This is a genomic window from Cobetia sp. AM6 (genome assembly GCF_009617955.1).
Lineage (GTDB): Bacteria > Pseudomonadota > Gammaproteobacteria > Pseudomonadales > Halomonadaceae > Cobetia > Cobetia amphilecti.
In genome coordinates this window covers 1,336,333-1,355,301 of sequence record NZ_AP021868.1, presented here as the reverse complement: position 1 = coordinate 1,355,301, position 18,969 = coordinate 1,336,333, and the positions used below count along the sequence as shown (strand labels likewise).

The window sequence follows — 18,969 nt, the reverse complement described above, 5'->3', positions numbered from 1 at the left end:
GGCGCTCAAGCAATCGTAACTAGCTGATTTCATTGTTCTGGAGCGGGTGAAGGGAATCGAACCCTCGTCTTAAGCTTGGGAAGCTTCTGCTCTACCATTGAGCTACACCCGCAGGGCGGTGCATTGCGCACGCCAGAACTGCATTGTACTCAACGACTTAGCGCGGTCAAGCAACATCTGATGGAGCGGTTGCCGCAGGCGGCGTCGTACTGGCGATGTTGGTGGCCAAGCCGTTGATTGCATTCAGTATTCAAGCGCCGGTGATAATTCTCAGGCTGCGCAGCTATCGAGTTGCGCCAGCAGCAGACCACGGCGGGCGTCACTCATGCCGAGGCCTTCGCCGCGCTGCGGGAAGGCGGCGTCGATGGCGTTGCGGCACAGGGTAAGCCACTGCGCCTCGCTGAGGTTCAGCGCTTGCTGCACGGCGATGAAGTTGTCGAGCATGCCGCCGCCGAAATAGGCCGGGTCATCCGAGTTGAGGGTGATATTGAGGCCCGCATCGATCAGCTTCGGCAGCGGGTGGTCTTCCATGCGCTCCACCACCTTGAGCGCGACATTGGACAGCGGACACACCGTCAGCGGGATACGCCGCTCGGCCAGCTCCGCGACCAGGGCGGCATCTTCCAGGCAGCGCACACCGTGGTCGATACGCTCCACCCCCAGCACCTCAAGCGCCGTGCGGATGTACTCTGCCGGGCCTTCCTCACCTGCGTGCGCGACACGATGCCAGCCGCGCTCCCCCGCAAGCTGGAAGACTTCGGTGAACTTCTCCGGCGGATTGCCGATCTCGGCGCTGTCCAGGCCGACACCCACGAAGCGCGATTCAAAGGGAATCAGCGCGTCGAACAGCTCGCGCGCAGACGCCGCGGAATGACAACGCAGGAAGCTCGGCACCAGCGCCGAGGTGATATCGAATTCCTTCACTGCCTCACGACAGGCGCGCTCCAGCCCCGCGAACTGGGTTTCCAGACTCACGCCACGCGCCAGATGCGCCTGCGGATCGAAGAACAGCTCCAGATGCTTGACGCCATCGGCGCTCGCACGGCGGAAGTAGTCCTGCGCCAGGCGGTAGAAGTGTGACTCATCATTCAAGACGCCCATGCCCTGGTAATAGAGCGCGAGGAAGGCAGGCAGGTCCGCGAAGTCATAGGCCGCCTCGACCTCCTCCAGGGTGGCGTAGGGCAATGTGATGCCCTGCTCCGCCGCCAGCTCGAACATCAAGGCCGGCGTCAGCGAGCCTTCGATGTGCAGGTGCAGCTCCACCTTGGGCAGGCGGGCGAGAAAGTCGTGCATGCGCGGGGTAAGGGTCATGGCCCGTCTCCTCAATGAAAGGCGGCGGCTGGAAGATCGCGGAGCGCTCACCACAGCCTGATGGCGCAATTCTAGCAATCCCGAGACCACCTTGAGGAGTGACGGCGCGGGAAATGCGATTTCTCTACTCACTGCCCGCCTGCCGTGCCTTTTCGCGACTCGCCGAAATAGGCTATTTTCGTTCATTCGCACTCTCGCAAGCTCACGACACAAGCTCATCACAACAGTCATGAGCGTGCGACAGCCAGCAACGCTCAGCCCCATGCCACGCTGACTGACATAACCATAACGATCGACGCTGAACACCAAGGACACGATAGCCATGCACGCCACATCCCCTGCACGCCATCCCTTCTCACGCAGAAAGCAATCTCGACAGCGCACTGGCGCCCTGCCCGCTGCCCTGCTGCCCTGCTGCTCAGCCTTGGCCTGCTGGCACCCTTGAGCGCCAACGCCGCCCAAGAGGAGCAGAACGAACAGACCGACTTCGCCCCGCAGGGCAAGACGGAGTGCATCGCACCCGCCAAGCCCGGCGGTGGCTGGGATTTCACCTGTCGCAGCGTGGCCCGCCTGCTGGATGAGCAGAACCTCATCCCTGCCGGCATGCAGACCCTCAACGTGCCCGGCGCCAGCGGTGGCGTCGCCTTCGCGCATGTGAAGTCCAAGCGCCACGCCGATGAGCAAGTCATCGTCGCCGCCTCGAGCGCGACCACCACCCGCCTGGGCCAGCATGCCTATCAGGACGGCAAGGTCGACGACGTACGCTGGCTGATGACTCTCGGCGCCGACTACGGTGTGATTGCCGTGGCCGAGGACTCACCCTACCAATCGCTGAACGAGCTGCTGGCCGCCATGCAGGCAGACCCCAAGGCGGTGCGCTTCGCCGGTGGCGATGTCGCGGGCGGGTTTGATCACCTCAAGGTGCTGATGGCGGCGCGTGAGGCGGGCATCGACAATCTGCGCGCCCTGCCGTACCTCGCCTACGACTCCGGCTCCGTCGCCATCACCCAGGTGATGGGCGGACACCTGGAGGCCTTCACCGGCGACATGACCGAGGCCCGCGGCTTCGTCGAATCCGGCCACCTGCGCCTGTTGGCAGTGTTCAGTGAAGAGCGTCTGCCCGGCCAGTACAGCGACATCCCCACCGCGCGTGAGCAGGGGATCGATGTGGTCGCACCCAACTGGCGCGGCTTCTACCTGCCGGGTGGCGCGTCGGATGCCGCCTTCGACTGGTGGGAGCAGACCCTCAACCGCATGGCCGAGACGCCCGAGTGGCAGCAGGTGATGCAGGACAACGGCCTGATGCCGTTCCACAAGTCCGGCCAGGCGTTGGATCGCTTCATCACCCAGCAGGTCAACGATGTCGAGCAGATGTCGCAGGAGCTGGGCCTGCAGTGATCAACTGAAGCCCTGAGGTACTGGCTCCCTGAGACCCTTGAGCCCTGAGCGCCGCGCTCGCCTGGCAAACGCTCGAGACTGGCAAAAGCTCAAGGCAGCCCCAAAAAAGACGCCACCCGTTAGCCGGGGTGGCGTCTTTTTGCGACTGACTGGCTTCCAACGACCTCAAGGCATGGAGGGCCAGGGCCCCTTGGGCGGCTGATGTTCGGAGTCGAATTGATAGGACGATGCCTGGTCTCTCTCTTCGTGCGGCTCTGAGTCCGAGCTTGAACCTGTGTCAGCGCCTGAACCTGTCTCAGAAGCTGTCTGTGACCGAGGCTCCGCTCCCGGCAACAGCTCGGACAACCGCTCCGTCTCGAACGCGATTTCCGTGTCGGCATCAGCCTCGAGCAGCGGCTCTGCCACGTACTCGTGATCCGGCTCCACCAACTCCGCCTCCTCCAGCGGTGCGACGTTGGCCTCGAACGCCTCATCCAGCGCCTCTTCCAATGCCTCCTCGAAGGCTTCTTCCAGCGCGACCTCGAAGGCCTCTTCCTGCGCCGCTGCCTCGGCTGCCTCGGCGGCCAGCTGCTCATCCTCGGCGTGTTCATGCGCCCACTCCACCGCCACCTCGACCGCCATCGGTGACGCCGTCGGCAGGATGTTGAGGTAACTGTCGGTCTCCTCGACCGGCACCATCTCGCGCTGGGTGATCTGATAGAGCGCATACAGCGAGATGGCCACGAAGGTGGTCGCCAGCACCAGCCAGAAGGCGTAGGGGTCCATCACCTCCATCGCGCCACCTGCCGCCAGCGGCCCGACGATGGCACCCAGCCCGAAGGCGAACACCAGCCCGCCGGAGGCGCCCGGCATCTCCTCGGCCGACAGCGAATCATTGGTGAAGGCCAGCAGCAGCGCATACAGCGGTGTGGTCACGCCCCCGGCAAAGAAGGCCGAGGCGATCAACGGCCACAGCGCATCGCCCGCCATCCAGCCGAACAGACATGAGCCTGCCCCTGCGGCGGACAGGCCGCAGATGAGCACGCGGCGGTCCATGCGGTCCGACAGCCAGCCGATCGGGGTCTGCAACACCAGCGCGCCGGCGAACAGCATGGCGATGAACAGAGCGATATGTGAGCCCGACAGGCCCACCTGGGTGCCGAAGACCGCGCCCATCCCCGACTGGGTCGCATAGACACTGCCGAGCAGGAAGATGCCGATGGCGCCCAGCGGTGACGCCTTGAACAGTTTCGCGAACGACATGGCCCGCGACACCTCGACCACCGGGGCCACGGCTGCCGACAGCAGAATCGGCCCGAAGGAGATCGACACCAGGATGGAGGCACAGATGAACAGCACCGAGGTCGCGGCGTCGCCCAGCGTCAACAGGCCCTGCGCGCCGATGATGCCCAGTGTCTGCGCCATCATGTAGGCCGACAGCACCTTGCCGCGCGTCTCGTTGCTGGCAGCCGCATTCAACCAGCTTTCCGCCGTGACATAGATGCCTGACATGCAGAAGCCGATCAGCAGGCGCAGCAACGTCCAGGCCCAGGGTTCGGTCAGCAGCGGCAAGGCGATCAAGGCCGCCGAGATGAAGCTGCCGAGTGCCGCGAACACCCGCACATGCCCGACCCGCTGGATCAGCACCGGCGTATAGCGCGCGCCGGAGAGAAAGCCCACGAAGTAGCCCGAGGTGACGATCGCCAGCTCCGCCGAGGAGAAGCCCTCGATGCCGCCACGCAGACCGATCAGCGTGAAGTGCATGCCATTGCCGAGCATGATCAGCACGATACCCAGCAACAACGCCCACACACTGCCCAACACCTTGGCCATGAGTCTTCTCCCCTCCCCTGTCCCCTTGCACGATTGCCGATGGCACCCGGTCAGCACGCAGTCTGGCTACCGGCTACACGCTAGACCAAAGCCCAATGGCCACGCTTCTGCTGCAACGCCGCATAACGTTTCAAACACGACAAGCAAGCCATGACGCCCGTGAACGCACAGCTCACGCAGGCGACGCAAGCGTCCCGCTCGGGCCTGCTGGGCGAGGTGCGAGGGAGGCAAGTAAGAGCAGCCAGAGAGCAGCGATAGAGAAGCGAGAGAGAAACAAGAGAGGAGTGAGAGAGGAACAAGAGAAAAGCAAGAGAGAAGCAAGAGAGCGTCGGAAACCGCCAGATTCCGACACGACATCCCGCCGGATCATTCACAAAAATGCACCACAAAGGTGCGCAAATACGCCTTTCGACCAAGGTCGGTGCGACGAATGGGTATCTTGCGAGCCATCGGGCGGCAGTCTAATTTCACCATACAGAATAAAGTTCCGCCTTACAGAATTGTAAGGTTGCTGTCAGGTTCGCGGCGCAGGGCGAGTTTCTCGCTCGACCGCTGCCAGCACCTGACTCACGACATGTGCCGCTACCACAATCCAATAACACCAGAGGTCGCCATGACACGTCATATGACACTCAAACTCCTGACAGCTGCGGTGGTCACCGCCATGTCCGCCCAGGCCTTCGCCTTCGAACCGAAAGGCAAGGTTGACTGCATCGCGCCGGCTGATCCGGGCGGCGGCTGGGACTTCACCTGCCGCAGCGTCGGCAAGATCCTGTCTGAGCTCGATTTCGTGCCGGGCAACGTGCAGACCATCAACATGGCCGGTGCCGGTGGCGGTGTCGCCTTCGCGCACACCGTCTCCAAGCGTGCCGGTGACGAGCAGCTGCTGGTGGCCGCCTCCACCGCGACCACCACCCGTCTGGCCCAGGGCCAGTTCCCGGGCATGAATCAGGACCAGGTCGAGTGGATCGGCGCACTGGGCGCGGACTACGGCGCCATCGCCGTCTCCAAGGATTCGCCGTACAACACCCTGAGTGAGGTGATGGACGCGCTGAAGAAAGACCCGAAATCCGTCAAGTTCGCCGGCGGCAGTGCCGCAGGTGGCTGGGATCACCTCAAGGTGCTGATCGCCGCCCAGGCTGCCGATGTCGAGAACCTGCCCAAGGTCTCCTACCTGTCCTACAACAACGGCGGCGAAGCCATCACCCAGGTCGTCGGCGGCCACGTGCAGGCCTTCACCGGTGATATCTCCGAGATTCAGGGCTTCATGGAATCCGGCGACCTGAAAGTGCTGGCCGTGCTCTCCGAAGAGCGCCTGCCGGGCAAGCTGGCTGAGGTGCCGACCGCTCGCGAACAGGGCATCGATGCCGTCGCCCCCAACTGGCGCGGCTTCTACATCCCGGCCGGTGTCAGCGACGATGCCGAGCAGTACTGGACCACCACGCTGGACAGCGTCTATGAAAGCGAAGAATGGAAAGATGTGATGACCAAGAGCGGCCTAATGCCGTTCCACAAATCGGGTGCCGACTTTGATGCCTTCGTGAAGGCACAGATCCAGGACATCCAGACCCTTTCCAAGGACATTGGGCTGATTCGCTGATGAATGACCGCATCTTTGGTCTGCTGATGCTCACCCTGGCCGTCGCGTACGGCTGGGGTGCCCAGCAGTTCCCGGAACCCTTCGGCGGGGCCGAGTCCATCGGGCCCGAAACCTTCCCCACGGTGCTCTCGATCGTGCTGGCGCTGAGCAGCCTGTATCTGATCGTGCGCCCCGACCCGGACCAGCAATGGCCGTGGAGCCGCACCGGCGCCGAGATGGTGCTGGCCATCGTCATCCTGTGCCTGTACACCGCACTGCTTGAGCCGCTGGGCTTCATCGTCACGACCACCGCTGCGGTCGGCACCCTGTGCTGGCGCATGGGCTCCAAGCCGGTTCGCGCTTACGTGACAGGCCTGCTCGGCGGCATCGTCGTCTTCGCCCTGTTCAACTTCGTGCTTGAGCTACCACTGCCGCTGGGCATCCTGGAGGTGGCGTAATGGAAAGTCTTGGCTTCTTGATGCAGGGCTTCGGCATCGCCCTGCAGCCAGAGAATCTGATGTTCGCCGTGCTGGGGGCCTTCCTGGGCACCCTGATCGGCGCACTGCCGGGCCTGGGCCCGGCCAACGGTGTGGCCATCCTGATTCCGCTGGCCTTCACCCTGGGCCTGAGCCCGGAAACCTCGCTTATCCTGCTGACCTCGGTCTACGCCGGTGCCATGTACGGCGGGCGCATCTCCTCGATCCTGCTCAACATCCCGGGCGATGAGCCGGCGATGATGACCTGTCTCGATGGCTATCCGATGGCCCAGAAAGGCAAGGCCGCCGAAGCGATGGCCATCTCGGCGATCGCCTCCTTCATCGGCAGCCTGATCGCCACCATCGGCCTGATCGTGATGGCGCCGTGGCTGGCCAGCTTCGCGCTGACCTTCGGCCCGGCGGAATACTTCGCGCTGTTCGTGCTGGCCTTCGCCACCCTGGGCGGCATCACCGGCAAGAATCCGGTCAAGACGCTGATGGCCGCCGCCATCGGCCTGATGATCGCCACCGTCGGCATCGATGGCTCCACCGGCACCCAGCGCTACACCTTCGATGTGCTGGAGCTGTTCGAGGGCATCGACTTCATCATCGCCATCGTCGGTCTGTTCGCCATCTCGGAGCTGCTGTTCTTCATCGAACAGCACGCCGGTGAAGGCAAGCCGATGATCGCCATGAACAAGATGACCCTGAAGCTGAAGGACATCGTCGCGATTCTGCCGACCTCCTTCCGTGGCGGTGTGCTGGGCTTCATTTCCGGCGTGTTGCCGGGCGCCGGTGCGTCGCTGGGCAGCTTCATCAGCTACACGCTGGAGAAGAAGATCCTCGGCAAGAAAGGCAACTTCGGTGAAGGTGATCCGCGCGGCGTGGCCGCCCCGGAAGCCGGCAACAACGGCGCCGCCTCTGGTGCCCTGGTGCCGATGCTGACGCTGGGCGTGCCGGGTTCCGGTACCACCGCGGTGCTGCTGGCGATGCTGATCTCGCTCAACATCACCCCCGGCCCGCTGATGTTCACCCAGCACGGCGACATCGTGTGGGGCGTGATCGCGGCGCTGCTGATCGGTAACGTCATCCTGCTGCTGATGAACATCCCGATGGTCGGCATCTTCGTCAAGCTGCTGTCCGTGCCGCCCAAGTATCTGCTGCCGGTGGTGACCATGGTCGCCTTCGTGGGCATCTACTCCATCAGCCACTCGACCTTCGACCTGTACTTCATGGTCGCCTTCGGGGTCGCTGGCTACTTCCTGCGCAAGCTGGATATCCCGCTGGTGCCGGTCATTCTCGGCATGCTGCTGGGGCCAGAGATGGAGAAGAACCTGCGTCACGCCATGCAGCTGTCTGACGGCGACTGGACCATCCTGATCGGCAGCCCGCTGGCCGTGACCCTGTGGTGCATCGCCATCGCCGGTCTGCTGCTGCCGGTGATCGTCGGCCCCATCCTGCGTCGCCGCATGAGCGCCGCCAAGGCCGCCACCGACGCCTGATCCTGGCCAGGGTCCGCGCCTCTCATGAGGTGCCACGCCCTGAATGACAGCGCTCTGAAATGACATCGCCCCCGCCGGCAAGACCGGCGGGGGCGATGTCATTTCAGCACTTCAAGACTCCTGTCACTGGTGAGCGCGCATCAGTTGCCCTGCTGCCACTGCGCGAGCAGGCGGTGGGCCTGGGCAGGCGTCAGGCGCGCCGTCGGGCCACTGAGCACGATGACTTCCGCCGGTGCCAGCCCCTCGTCGTGATGCTGGGCGACGCTGACCGCCAACGCCGCCACCGACAGGCCGGCGGCTTCACCGGTCTCGATCTCGCCACTGTCGACACACTGCTGCAGCAAGGCGGACAGCGCCTCATCGACCAGCTCGCCCTCCTCCAGCTGATGACGCAGCGGCCACTGGCTGACATGCGCGTACTGGCACATCGCCTGACGCGGGCGTGTCACGCCCTCCACCGGGCGCGCCTCGGCCAGCGGGCCATGCTCGACCAGCATCAGGCTGGCCGTCTCGCCACTGGCGGCATTCAGCGCCGCCAACCAGCCGCGCAGCTGAGCCTCGCGGGCCGGCAGCGCCGGTGCCAGCTGGGCAAAACGCCCCAGCGCCGCGCCGATGGAGTAGATGCCATGGCTGTCACGCGCCACATAGCCGAAGTGCTCAAGCGAGCCCATCAGCCGCAGAATCGTGCTCTTGTAGAAACCACTGGCCTGCGCCAGCTCGTTGAGCGTCAGGCGAGGGGTCGCGGGGGTAAAGGCTTCCAGCAGCGTCAAGGCACGCTCGACCGCTTCCACACGTTGATTGGCCATGCGGCGGGGCTCCCACGGCAGGTGAAGAACGAGGCTGACAGGCAACGTGTGCCATGCCGTCTCAATGGACTTGAATCATGCCATAACGTTCTGACAGACAGAACATGACGCGCCTGCCGCACTGACGATACTGGCCGTGCAGCGTGATAGAATGGTGAGCTACCACACTATTTCCGGTTACGCCCGCACAAGGTTCGCTCATGTCCATCTTCATCATCACCTTCGTGGTCTGCCTGATCGTCACCGTCGGCACCGTGGCCATGCTGATGATGTCGCGTACGCCGCGCTTTCGTACCGACTACAGCGATATCGCCCGCGTGCTGGACCAGGCGATCAGCGGCGAGATCAACGAGAACGAGTGGCACAGCGTGATCGGCTACCCGATTCGCCATGATGAGTATCTGGAGAGTCTACGGCGCCGCTGCCAGGGCATCTTCGACAACCACGCCCGGCCGTGGCAGCTGGCCCAGGGCGGTGCGCTGTTCTCGCGCGCCGGCCGTGAAGAGCTCAACGTGCTGCTGGGCCATCTGCGTGCCCGCACCGGTGTCGCGGAGACTCGCGCCTGATGGCCGCCAGCGAGATGCGCCTGATCCCGCTCTCCAACCTGCGTGAGCACCACGATCACAGCTACCACCAGCTGGTGATCGGCCTCGATGGCCTGGCCGAGTTCGAGATCGAGGGCCAGGGCGGCGAGATTCGCCCGCTGACCGGCTGCATCGTGCCGGCCGATCATGTCCATTACTACGCGGGCATCGGCGAGAATCGCCAGCTGATTCTCGACCTGCCCGATGATGCGCCCTACCTGACCGCCCATCATCGCGAGCTCAAGCGTCTCTTCGAGCGCCCACGCTTCTTCACGCTGGACACCCGCCTGCGTGGCTATCTCGAATTCATGCTCGCGGAAGTCAACGACTACCAGCAGGCGCCGGGCGACCTGCTCGCCGCCACCTTCCTCGCCTGCCTGAACACACGCATAGAAGAGCCGATGAGCGCGCTGAGCACCAGTGGTCGTCAGCTGGATCTGGTCGCGCTCAACCGCTTCATCGACGCCAATCTCGGCCAGCGCCTCAGCGTGGCGGATCTTGCCCGCCAGTCGCATCTCTCCGAGCAGCATTTCAGCGAGCGCTTCCGCGTCCTGACCGGCCTCTCGCCCTATCAGTATCTGCTGCGCCGTCGGCTGGAAGAGGCACGCCAGCTGCTGGGCACCAGCGAGCTTTCCCTGTCCCAGATCGCGGATCGCTGCGGCTTTGCCAACCAGAGCGCCCTGTCCCACGCCTTCCGCAAGCATCTCGGCTTCCCGCCTTCGGCACTGCGCAAGTCCTGATCGAGCCGGCAGGAGCCGATGAGGCGTGCGTGTCAGATCCGCCCGTGTGCCTGGCACGCCGCTCTTCAATTCGCCCCTCAAGCCTCTACCACCTTGGTATAACAAGATCGCATCATTTCGCTGCACAGCCTTCGACAAAGGTCGGAGAAGCGTGTCACTTTTCTGACATGCCCGTGAATTTGACATGTGCAGCCGAGAAATTGGAAAGACCCGCCCCCCTGCGCCACCCTACATTCTCAGTCATACATCCAGACGTGCCGCTGTCGCGCTTTCTGATGCGTTCTGCATCACTCCCGGCGCTGTGACTCGGCAATCCCATTCGGCGCTTCGACGCCCAGCAGCAAGGGGTTCGCACCATGACCACCTCCACTTCCTCCGATCAGTCCAGTGCAGTGAATGCCGCGATCGCCTCAGCCACGTCCACAGCCGCCCAGTCATCGACAAACGACAAGCAAGGGGTGCTCAAGGGCAGTGTGCTCAAGGACAACATCCTGCGCAGTGACCAGATGCTGGCCGCCAGCACCTGGCAGCAGTCTCCGGAGGCGCTGTTCGCGCGCTTAAGCGACCACTACCTGGTCGATGAAAGCGCCTACGTCAGCGAGCTGGTCGGGCTGCTGAACGCCGAAGACAAGGATGCCAAGCGCATCGGCGACAAGACGGCCGAGCTGGTTCGCGAGATCCGCACCATGGACACCGCCGTCGATTCCATCGACGAGCTGCTGCAGCAGTACAGCCTCGACACCCAGGAAGGCGTGCTGCTGATGTGCCTGGCCGAGGCGCTGCTGCGCATTCCGGACAAGGAAACCGCCGATGCGCTGATCGAGGACAAGCTCGGCGTGGCCGACTGGAAGTCCCACCTGGGCCAGAGCGAGTCCTGGTTCGTCAACGCCTCCACCTGGGGCCTTCTGATGACCGGCAACGTCATCAAGATGGATCTGCCCAAGGGTGACGGCAAGCCGGCCACCTTCATCAACCGCATGGTCAATCGTCTCGGCGAGCCGGTCATCCGCCGCGCCATGTACCAGGCGATGAAGGTGATGGGCAAGCAGTTCGTGCTGGGCCGCGACATCAAGGAAGCGCTCAAGCGCTCCCAGCCGCTGTTCGACAAGGGCTACACCTATTCCTACGACATGCTGGGTGAAGCGGCCTGTACCCGCGACGACGCCAAGGGCTACTTCGACGACTACGCGCGTGCCATCCGCACCGTCGGCGAAACCTCGCGCAAGCTGAAGGAAGGCACCCCGTCGCCGTCCGTGTCCATCAAGCTGTCCGCCCTGCATCCGCGCTATGAATTCGGCCGTCGTGAGCAGGTGCTGGAAGAGCTGGTGGCAAGCGTGCGTGAACTGGCCGGCATCGCCCGCGAGCTGAACGTCGCCATCACCATCGATGCCGAGGAAGTCGATCGCCTCGAGATCTCGCTGGAAGTGTTCCGCGCCGTCTACGAGAGCGACACCTGCCGCGGCTGGGGCAAGTTCGGCCTCGTCGTGCAGGCCTACTCGACGCGTGCCCTGCCGACCCTGCAGTACCTGAACCGCATCGCCGACCTGCAAGGCGACGAGATCCCGCTGCGTCTGGTCAAGGGCGCCTACTGGGACAGCGAGATCAAGGAATCCCAGGAGCTGGGTGTCGAAGGCTATCCGGTGTTCACCCGCAAGGCCTCCACCGACGTCAGCTACCTGGTCTGCGTGCGCTTCCTGCTGTCCGAGAACACTCGCGGACGCATCTACCCGCAGTTCGCCACCCACAATGCCCACACCATCAGCACCATTCTGGATGTGGCCAACGCCGGCGAGACACGTCAGTTCGAATTCCAGCGTCTGCACGGCATGGGCGAAGCCTTGTATGAAGCCGCGCTCAAGCGTGCCCCCAAGGGGACCTGGTGCCGTATCTATGCGCCGGTCGGCGCGCACAAGGACCTGCTCCCGTACCTGGTGCGTCGTCTGCTGGAGAACGGGGCCAACTCCTCGTTCGTTCACCAGCTGGTCGACCCGCGCGTGCCGGTCGAGAGCCTGTGCACCCACCCGGTGGTCACGCTCAATCAGTACAAGACCTACCACAACCCACGCATCGCGCTGCCGCCGAATATCTATGGCGCAGACCGCCTGAATTCACGGGGCATCAATCTGAACATCAATAGCCAGTACCAGCCGCTGATCGACGAGATGGCCACGCACATGGACACCACCTACGACGTGCGTCCGCAGCTGGCCTTCGATGTCGAGGTCAATGCCGAGCGTCGTCAGGCCGTCACCTGCCCGTTCGACCGTCGTGACACCCTGGGCCACGTGCAGTGGACCAGCGCCGAGGAAGCCTCCAAGGCCATCGACGCCGCCTGGGCTGCCTTCCCGCGCTGGGAGCAGACACCGGTCGAGGAACGCGCCGCGATTCTCGAGCGCTTCGGTGACCTGATGGAAACCCACACCGCCGAGCTGATGACCCTGTGCTCCCGCGAGGGTGGCAAGCTGCTCACCGACGGCATCGCCGAGATCCGTGAAGCGGTCGACTTCTGCCGCTACTACGCCAACCGTGCGCGTGCCGACTTCGCCGAGCCGACCGAGCTGCAGGGCCCGACCGGCGAGCACAACCAGATCATGCTCGGCGGCAAGGGCGTCTTCGCCTGCATCAGCCCGTGGAACTTCCCGGTCGCGATCTTCTGCGGCCAGATGGTCGCCGCCGCCGTCACCGGCAACACCGTGGTCGCCAAGCCCGCCGAGCAGACCTCGCTGGTCGCTCACCGCGTGGTCGAGCTGCTGCGCGAAGCCGGCATGCCGCACGATGTCGTCCAGCTGCTGCCGGGCGATGGCCCGACCGTGGGTAGCGTGCTGTCCAGCGACCCGCGCATCACTGGCGTGTGCTTCACCGGCTCCACCCAGACCGCGCAGATCATCAACCGCTCGCTGGCCGCGCGTGAGAACGCTCCGCTGCCGACGCTGATCGCCGAGACCGGTGGCCTCAACGCCATGATCGTCGACTCCACCGCCCTGCCGGAGCAGGTCGTCAATGACGTGGTGCAGTCCGCCTTCCAGAGTGCCGGTCAGCGCTGTTCCGCCCTGCGTGTGCTCTACGTGCAGGAAGACGTCGCCGAGCGCGTCATCGGCCTGCTCAAGGGCGCGATGGACGAGCTGAAGATCGGTGACCCGCGCGATCTGGGCACCGACGTCGGCCCGGTCATCGACGAGGAAGCGCGTGCCGGTCTGCTCAAGCACATCGAGGAATATCGCAGCCAGGGCCGCGTGATCGCCGAAGCCGCCGTCGACAAGACCATCACCGAGCACGGCACCTTCGTTGCGCCGGTCGCCCTGCGCATCGATGGCATCGATAGCCTGGAAAGCGAGCAGTTCGGTCCGGTACTGCACATCGCGACCTGGAAAGGCGGCGAAGTGGACAAGGTCATCGATACCATCAATGGCCTCGGCTACGGCCTGACCTTCGGTGTGCATTCGCGAAACGAAAGTTTTGCTAATGCCGTTGCACAGAAAATTCGTGTTGGTAATGTCTACATCAACAGGAATATCATCGGTGCTGTGGTAGGTGTACAGCCGTTTGGTGGTCAGGGCTTCTCTGGTACTGGCCCGAAAGCCGGCGGCCCGCACTACCTGCACCGCTTCGCTACCGAGAAGACCCGTACCGTCAACACCACGGCTCTCGGCGGCAACGCGTCTCTTCTCGCCATGGGCGACGAATGACCGACGCTGCCTGCTCTCGCGGCAGCAGCAGAGGTCATGCCTGGCGGAAGACTGCATGCTGGACGTGCATGAGGTAGCCAGGTGACAGGGCATCAGGACGATGCCCAGTGGATGACGGCGAGCACGCCAGGCCGTCATCTGCCCCGGACACCGACAGGGACGCCCACGGACATGAATCGCCAGCGACTGGCCCCTCATGCTCGTGCCCTGCGGTGTCCGTTGCCGTTTCCCCTTTTGACTCGACGGCAATATGCGGGGACGGACGAACGTCAGAAGATTCGTTTATGCGCTAGTCTGAACGTACAAGATTGGCAGGAACTTGCGAGAGCCGCCGCGACATGGCCCTCGAAGGACGTTCGATGCATGACGCAGGACTCCCGGCGACGGTCTGACAGGAACCGTCACTGGCAGTGAATCATCACGACGCTCGCCGTCCGACAACAATAAATGCAAAGGATTTACTCCACGATGGTCGATAACAGCCCCACCATACTCATCACGTTCGCTATCTATCTGGCGGTGATGCTCGGCATAGGCCTGCTGGCCTACAAGCGCACCTCCAACATGTCGGATTACATCCTGGGTGGCCGCTCATTGGGCCCCTGGACATCCGCCATTTCCGCCGGTGCGTCTGACATGTCCGGCTGGCTGCTGCTGGGCCTGCCCGGCGCTGCCTACCTCAGCGGCCTGTCCGCTGCCTGGATCGGCATCGGTCTGCTGGCCGGTACCTGGCTCAACTGGCTGATCGTCGCCAAGCGCCTGCGTATCTACAGCTTCGTCGCCAGCGACTCGCTGACCCTGCCGGATTACTTCGAGAAGCGCTTCCGCGACAACTCCAAGATGTTGCGCGTCATCTCGGCCGTCTTCATCCTGCTGTTCTTCCTCTTCTACACCAGCTCCGGTCTGGTGGCAGGTGGCAAGCTGTTCGAGACCGTCTTCGGCCTCGACTACACCATCGCCGTGACCGTCGGTACCATCGCCATCGTGTCCTACACCTTCTTCGGCGGCTTCCTCGCCGTGTCGTGGACTGACCTCATCCAGGGTCTGATGATGGCTGTTGCCCTGATCGTGGTGCCCATCGTGGCACTCACCGACATGGGTGGCGTGGCAGAAGCGACCTCGCGCATCACTGCCGAGAACCCGCTGCTGCTGGAATGGTTCCGTGACGCCTCCACCGGCGAAGCGCTGACCCTGGTCGGCATCGTCTCCTCACTGGCGTGGGGCCTGGGCTACTTTGGTCAGCCGCATATCCTGGCGCGTTTCGCGGCCATCCGCAGCGAGAAGGACATCGGCGCGGCCCGTACCATCGCCGTCGTCTGGTCTGCACTGGGTCTGTTCGCGGCCATCTGTATCGGCCTGCTGGGTCTCGTCTACGTGCCGAAGGACCTGGCCGACAGCGAGAAGATCTTCATGGTCATGGTGAACTTCATCTTCCACCCGGCGGTTGCCGGCGTGCTGCTGGCCGCCATCCTGGCTGCCGTGATGTCCACCGCTGACTCCCAGCTGCTGGTATCGTCCTCTGCTCTGGCCGATGACTTCTACAAGGCGCTGTTCAAGAAGGATGCGACCCAGTCCGAGCTGGTGTGGGTCGGTCGCTTCGCGGTGGTCGGTATCGCCATCATCGCCTGGATCCTGGCGCTGGACCCGAACTCCAGCGTGCTGGGTCTGGTGTCCTACGCCTGGGCCGGCTTCGGTGCCGCCTTCGGCCCGGCGCTGATCATGTCGCTGTACTGGCGCCGCATGAACCGCTTCGGCGCGCTGGCCGGCATCATCGTCGGTGGCGTGACCGTGGTGGTCTGGAAGCAGCTTTCCGGTGGCATCTTCGATCTCTACGAGATCGTGCCGGGCGTCATCTTCGCCTACATCGCCATCTACGTGGCCAGCATCATGAGCGCAGCACCGGCTGATGAGATCACCACGGAATTCGACAAGGTCGAGAACCACGCCTGATCGAGGTGTGACAACACATTGTTGAAGCCTGTACCTATTGCCGCTCATATCGGCAATACGACAACGCCGCCCCTCGGGGCGGCGTTGTCGTTCATGGCAACTTGTCCTCACTGACTCTGGCTGTCATGGCTCTCTCATATGTCCTAATCACATTGGCGAGGCTTGCGGAAATCGATTACCCAGACTCCTTCTTGCAGTGACAGCGCTGGCGACGGCACTTGCGACAGAACTGATAAAGGAGCTGAGGGCTGGCTGGTGGGCTGATCGGAGGCCTGACTGACAGCATCGCCCGGCGCACAGGGCGATCGCGCTTGCAGGCGTGCCTTGAGCGCCTCATCGCGCAGCAAGGTCACCGCGCTGGCGCCCGCCAGGCGCAGCCGCACCACGGCCCAGTAGTTGTCAGGCGTGAAGGCGGCAACCAGATTCTGGCCCACGGCCGCCGCCTGCTGGCGAGCGACCCGCGCCAGCGGCGCCACTGGCGCCTCGCCCAGCACCAGTACCGGCAAGGCATCGCGCGGCTGGTAGCGCTCGGCGTCACGGGGCGAGTCCAGCGGCAGGCCCTGCTCCCGCGCCTGAGCCACCAGAGTGCGCGCCAGCTGTGTCTCATGGGCCTGTTGGGCGCCCAGCGCATTGCTCCAGGCGGCGAAGATCACCCCATGGCGCACCAGCAACAGGCCGGCGACGATCAACAGACACGGCTTCAAAGGGCACTGCGTCAGACCCCGCCAGCCAGGTGACTTGCGCTGCGTGTTGGCCGTTTCTGTCATGCTCGGCGTTGCGCTTGCCTCCGCGCTCGCGCCCTCTCTCACACTCACACTCACACTCAGTGCCAGCATCAGGGCACCGCCCAACAGCGGTCCCCAGGCGATCAGGGTGCGCGAATGAAATACCGGCTCGGCCAGCAACAGCATCGGCCCCCACAGGGCGGGAACCAGCAGCAGCGCCCACAGGGCCCAGCTCATGCGCTGCAGCGATAGCTGGCGCGCCGAGCGAGACCTGCCCTCGGGCGCGCCAGCGGCTTCTGCATGACATAAAGGCACGCTTCGAGGCAGGAGTCGCAACAGCGCTGCCCCGGCCAGCAGCGCCAGACTGAGCAACAACGTGACCTGCCCCAGCCCCTCACGCAGCGCGCCCAGCGCCACGCTCAGGTTGTGCTCGATCCCTGCCAGCAAGGCCTGAGGGTCGGCGAAGGGCAGCATCTGGCCATGCTGCTGACTGTACTCCCCCGCCACCAGCAGCCGCGTGATGGGCAGATAGAGCAGCAAGGCGACGGCGGCCAGCGCCCCACGCTGCAACAGCATCCGCCAGCGCGACCACAGTGACGTGCTGACGGCGCCCGCGAACAGGGCTTCGAGCAGGCTCAGCACCAGAAAGGCATTCAGGGCCGGTTGATAGCAGCACAGCGCCAGCAACAACAGCAGCAAGGCGCTCAGCGGTGGCTGCCAGACTTGCCATGGGCCTCGCCCTTCGCTTATCCCTCCGCCTTGCTCTCCCTCTGCCCCGCTTTTCCCGCCAGCACGCAGCACCAGACTGGCCAGTGTGGCACTGGCCAGCGCCACGCTCATCGGCAGGCTGTCGAAGGCGTAACTGAAATTCTGCAGGGTGAAGGGCGTCAGCCAGATCAGCGCATTGCCCACTACGCAGCCCGCCAGCGAGAGCCCCGGCAGCCATCGCCACCAGGCCAGCGCCATGCTCGCCGCCAACCCCCAGGCCGCCATTTGCGGCAAGGGCGCGACATTGACCAGCACATCGCCAAAGCCCAGCAGGCGCATGATGCCCTCGGCGGCCGGGCGCGCATTGAGCATCCAGCCGTAATAGCCATCCAGGGCACGGCTCATGTCATCCAGATACAGCGCGCGCGTGGCGATCAGTGGCACAAGCCCGAGCCCGATCACCACGAGACTGGCAAGCAGAATGCGCCATGCCTGACGCCGCCTGGCATCAGCGGCATCACACGCTTGGGACAACGGCTGCGAGCTTGTCATGCACTGGACTCCCGATCAGAACGATACCCAGGACGGATGACGTCGAGAGTACCTGACTCGGGGCGCGATGGAATGCCCCGACGAAAGCCCATCAAAAACGCCACCCGAGGGTGGCGTTGTCGACATGCCTACGTGATGCAAAAGTTACTCGGCCGGCGTGCTGGCCTGATGGAAGTGCACATCGCGCTGCGGATAGGGAATGCTGATGCCGCGCTCATCGAAGGTCAGCTTGATGCGTTCGGTCATGTCCCACTTCAGCGCCCAGTAATCGGAGGCCTGACACCACATGCGGAAGTTGAAGTTGACCGAGCTGTCGGCCAGCTCTGACACGGCGATCAGGTAGGACGGCTCCTTCATGATGCGCTCGTCACCGGCGACCAGCTCCTCGAGCACCGCCTTGACCTGACGGATGTCGTCGTCATAGCTGACACCGACCACCAGGTCCAGACGCCGCGTCGGCAGCGCCGAGTAGTTGGTGATGGTGTTGGACATGACGCTGGAGTTCGGCACGGTGACCTTGCGGTTGTCCGGCGTCACCAGGCGGGTCTGCAGCATGGTGATCTGATCGACGCTACCGGAGGTGCCGGCGGCTTCGACGTAATCGCCCTTCTTGAACGGACGCAGCGTGACCAGCAGGAAGCCGGAGGCCAGATTGGACAGCGAGCTCTGCAGCGCCAGACCGATCGCCAGACCCGCCGCACCCAGCGCGGCGATCATGGAGGTGGTATCGACACCGATCTGGTCCAGAGCGGTCAGCAGCACCATGACCACCAGGATGGCGTAGGCGATCTGGCCGACGAAACCGGCCGCCGCCTCGTCCATGCTCTTGCGGTGCAGCAGCGAGGTCGCCCACTGGGTCAGGCGCTTGGCGACCCACATGCCGAAGACCAGCACGGCCAGCGCCGACAGCAGGGTTCCGCCCCATTGCAGCCCTATCTCGAACAGCTGACTGGTATCCATGGGGATGGCATTCAAAAATTCCACGACAACTCCTTGAGCATCCCTTGCGTGGCGGTCAGCAGACCACCGGGTGCTTTATCGTTATAGGGCACGAGGCGCGCGCCGGGGACGCACTGACACTCGGCCGAACGGATCATTGGGTATTCACGCGCACACAATTTACCTGACTATCGGCGTCAC

The 18,969-nt window shown here is 64.0% G+C and carries 13 protein-coding genes and 1 tRNA gene; 8 read left to right on the top strand and 6 right to left on the bottom strand.

The window, feature by feature from the left end; genetic code table 11:
- Window positions 1–38: 38 nt before the first annotated feature.
- Window positions 39–112 (bottom strand) — tRNA-Gly (locus CLAM6_RS05785).
- A gap of 158 nt (window positions 113–270) precedes the next feature.
- Complete coding sequence (locus tag CLAM6_RS05780) at window positions 271–1,311, bottom strand: adenosine deaminase (RefSeq protein ID WP_317292824.1); 1,041 nt, start codon at window positions 1,309–1,311, stop codon at window positions 271–273.
- Window positions 1,312–1,752: 441 nt separating this feature from the next.
- Here CLAM6_RS05780 and CLAM6_RS05775 point away from each other — a divergent pair, with 441 nt between their 5' ends.
- Entirely contained in the window at window positions 1,753–2,709 is a 957-nt protein-coding gene (locus tag CLAM6_RS05775) for a Bug family tripartite tricarboxylate transporter substrate binding protein (RefSeq protein ID WP_225347780.1), read from the top strand.
- 165 nt (window positions 2,710–2,874) lie between these two features.
- On the opposite strand, the gene CLAM6_RS05770 is transcribed toward CLAM6_RS05775, so the two are convergent.
- Window positions 2,875–4,521, bottom strand: a complete 1,647-nt coding sequence (locus tag CLAM6_RS05770; protein ID WP_153635391.1) for an MFS transporter — start codon at window positions 4,519–4,521, stop codon at window positions 2,875–2,877.
- A gap of 625 nt (window positions 4,522–5,146) precedes the next feature.
- Here CLAM6_RS05770 and CLAM6_RS05765 point away from each other — a divergent pair.
- The 3 genes from CLAM6_RS05765 to CLAM6_RS05755 are packed head-to-tail and all read left to right on the top strand — an operon-like array spanning window position 5,147 to window position 8,078.
- Window positions 5,147–6,121, top strand: coding sequence for a Bug family tripartite tricarboxylate transporter substrate binding protein (locus tag CLAM6_RS05765; protein WP_225347779.1), 975 nt, complete (start codon window positions 5,147–5,149; stop codon window positions 6,119–6,121).
- Window positions 6,121–6,558 carry a tripartite tricarboxylate transporter TctB family protein gene (locus CLAM6_RS05760; RefSeq protein ID WP_043335453.1) on the top strand — a complete coding sequence of 146 codons (438 nt, stop codon included), beginning with the start codon at window positions 6,121–6,123 and terminating at the stop codon, window positions 6,556–6,558. The genes CLAM6_RS05765 and CLAM6_RS05760 overlap by 1 nt, the downstream gene beginning before the upstream one ends.
- Window positions 6,558–8,078: a tripartite tricarboxylate transporter permease gene (locus CLAM6_RS05755; protein WP_043335451.1), complete on the top strand. Its 1,521-nt coding sequence runs from the start codon at window positions 6,558–6,560 to the stop codon at window positions 8,076–8,078. Before CLAM6_RS05760 ends, CLAM6_RS05755 begins: the two co-directional genes overlap by 1 nt.
- Before the next feature lie 140 nt (window positions 8,079–8,218).
- Here the strand turns inward: CLAM6_RS05755 and CLAM6_RS05750 are convergent, their stop codons facing one another.
- A complete protein-coding gene (locus CLAM6_RS05750; RefSeq protein ID WP_153635389.1) occupies window positions 8,219–8,884 on the bottom strand; it encodes a helix-turn-helix domain-containing protein in 666 nt (221 codons plus the stop codon).
- Window positions 8,885–9,084: 200 nt separating this feature from the next.
- Between CLAM6_RS05750 and CLAM6_RS05745 the strand changes: the two genes are divergently transcribed.
- The 4 genes from CLAM6_RS05745 (at window position 9,085) to putP (ending at window position 15,844) form a co-directional block, all read left to right on the top strand.
- The gene (locus CLAM6_RS05745) at window positions 9,085–9,450 is read left to right on the top strand and encodes a hypothetical protein (RefSeq protein WP_043335450.1); all 366 of its coding nucleotides are present in this window, start codon (window positions 9,085–9,087) and stop codon (window positions 9,448–9,450) included.
- A complete protein-coding gene (locus CLAM6_RS05740; protein ID WP_153635388.1) occupies window positions 9,450–10,208 on the top strand; it encodes an AraC family transcriptional regulator in 759 nt (252 codons plus the stop codon). The genes CLAM6_RS05745 and CLAM6_RS05740 overlap by 1 nt, the downstream gene beginning before the upstream one ends.
- A 506-nt stretch (window positions 10,209–10,714) precedes the next feature.
- Complete coding sequence (putA, locus tag CLAM6_RS05735; protein WP_153636805.1) at window positions 10,715–13,894, top strand: bifunctional proline dehydrogenase/L-glutamate gamma-semialdehyde dehydrogenase PutA; 3,180 nt, start codon at window positions 10,715–10,717, stop codon at window positions 13,892–13,894.
- Between the two features lie 468 nt (window positions 13,895–14,362).
- Complete coding sequence (putP, locus tag CLAM6_RS05730; protein WP_153635387.1) at window positions 14,363–15,844, top strand: sodium/proline symporter PutP; 1,482 nt, start codon at window positions 14,363–14,365, stop codon at window positions 15,842–15,844.
- Window positions 15,845–15,987: 143 nt separating this feature from the next.
- Here the strand turns inward: putP and CLAM6_RS05725 are convergent, their stop codons facing one another.
- Complete coding sequence (locus tag CLAM6_RS05725) at window positions 15,988–17,829, bottom strand: glucosyltransferase domain-containing protein (RefSeq protein ID WP_153635386.1); 1,842 nt, start codon at window positions 17,827–17,829, stop codon at window positions 15,988–15,990.
- Window positions 17,830–17,973: 144 nt separating this feature from the next.
- Window positions 17,974–18,813, bottom strand: a complete 840-nt coding sequence (locus CLAM6_RS05720; protein WP_225347778.1) for a mechanosensitive ion channel family protein — start codon at window positions 18,811–18,813, stop codon at window positions 17,974–17,976.
- Window positions 18,814–18,969 lie beyond the last annotated feature (156 nt).

Bases quoted from the DNA above. Each gene is read 5' to 3' on its own strand.
- CLAM6_RS05780 (WP_317292824.1), bottom strand. From the start codon at position 1,311: ATGACCCTTACCCCGCGCATGCACGACTTTCTCGCCCGCCTGCCCAAG.
- CLAM6_RS05770 (WP_153635391.1), bottom strand. From the start codon at position 4,521: ATGGCCAAGGTGTTGGGCAGTGTGTGGGCGTTGTTGCTGGGTATCGTG.
- CLAM6_RS05765 (WP_225347779.1), top strand. From the start codon at position 5,147: ATGACACTCAAACTCCTGACAGCTGCGGTGGTCACCGCCATGTCCGCC.
- CLAM6_RS05760 (WP_043335453.1), top strand. From the start codon at position 6,121: ATGAATGACCGCATCTTTGGTCTGCTGATGCTCACCCTGGCCGTCGCG.
- CLAM6_RS05755 (WP_043335451.1), top strand. From the start codon at position 6,558: ATGGAAAGTCTTGGCTTCTTGATGCAGGGCTTCGGCATCGCCCTGCAG.
- CLAM6_RS05750 (WP_153635389.1), bottom strand. From the start codon at position 8,884: ATGGCCAATCAACGTGTGGAAGCGGTCGAGCGTGCCTTGACGCTGCTG.
- CLAM6_RS05745 (WP_043335450.1), top strand. From the start codon at position 9,085: ATGTCCATCTTCATCATCACCTTCGTGGTCTGCCTGATCGTCACCGTC.
- CLAM6_RS05740 (WP_153635388.1), top strand. From the start codon at position 9,450: ATGGCCGCCAGCGAGATGCGCCTGATCCCGCTCTCCAACCTGCGTGAG.
- putA (WP_153636805.1), top strand. From the start codon at position 10,715: ATGCTGGCCGCCAGCACCTGGCAGCAGTCTCCGGAGGCGCTGTTCGCG.
- putP (WP_153635387.1), top strand. From the start codon at position 14,363: ATGGTCGATAACAGCCCCACCATACTCATCACGTTCGCTATCTATCTG.
- CLAM6_RS05725 (WP_153635386.1), bottom strand. From the start codon at position 17,829: ATGACAAGCTCGCAGCCGTTGTCCCAAGCGTGTGATGCCGCTGATGCC.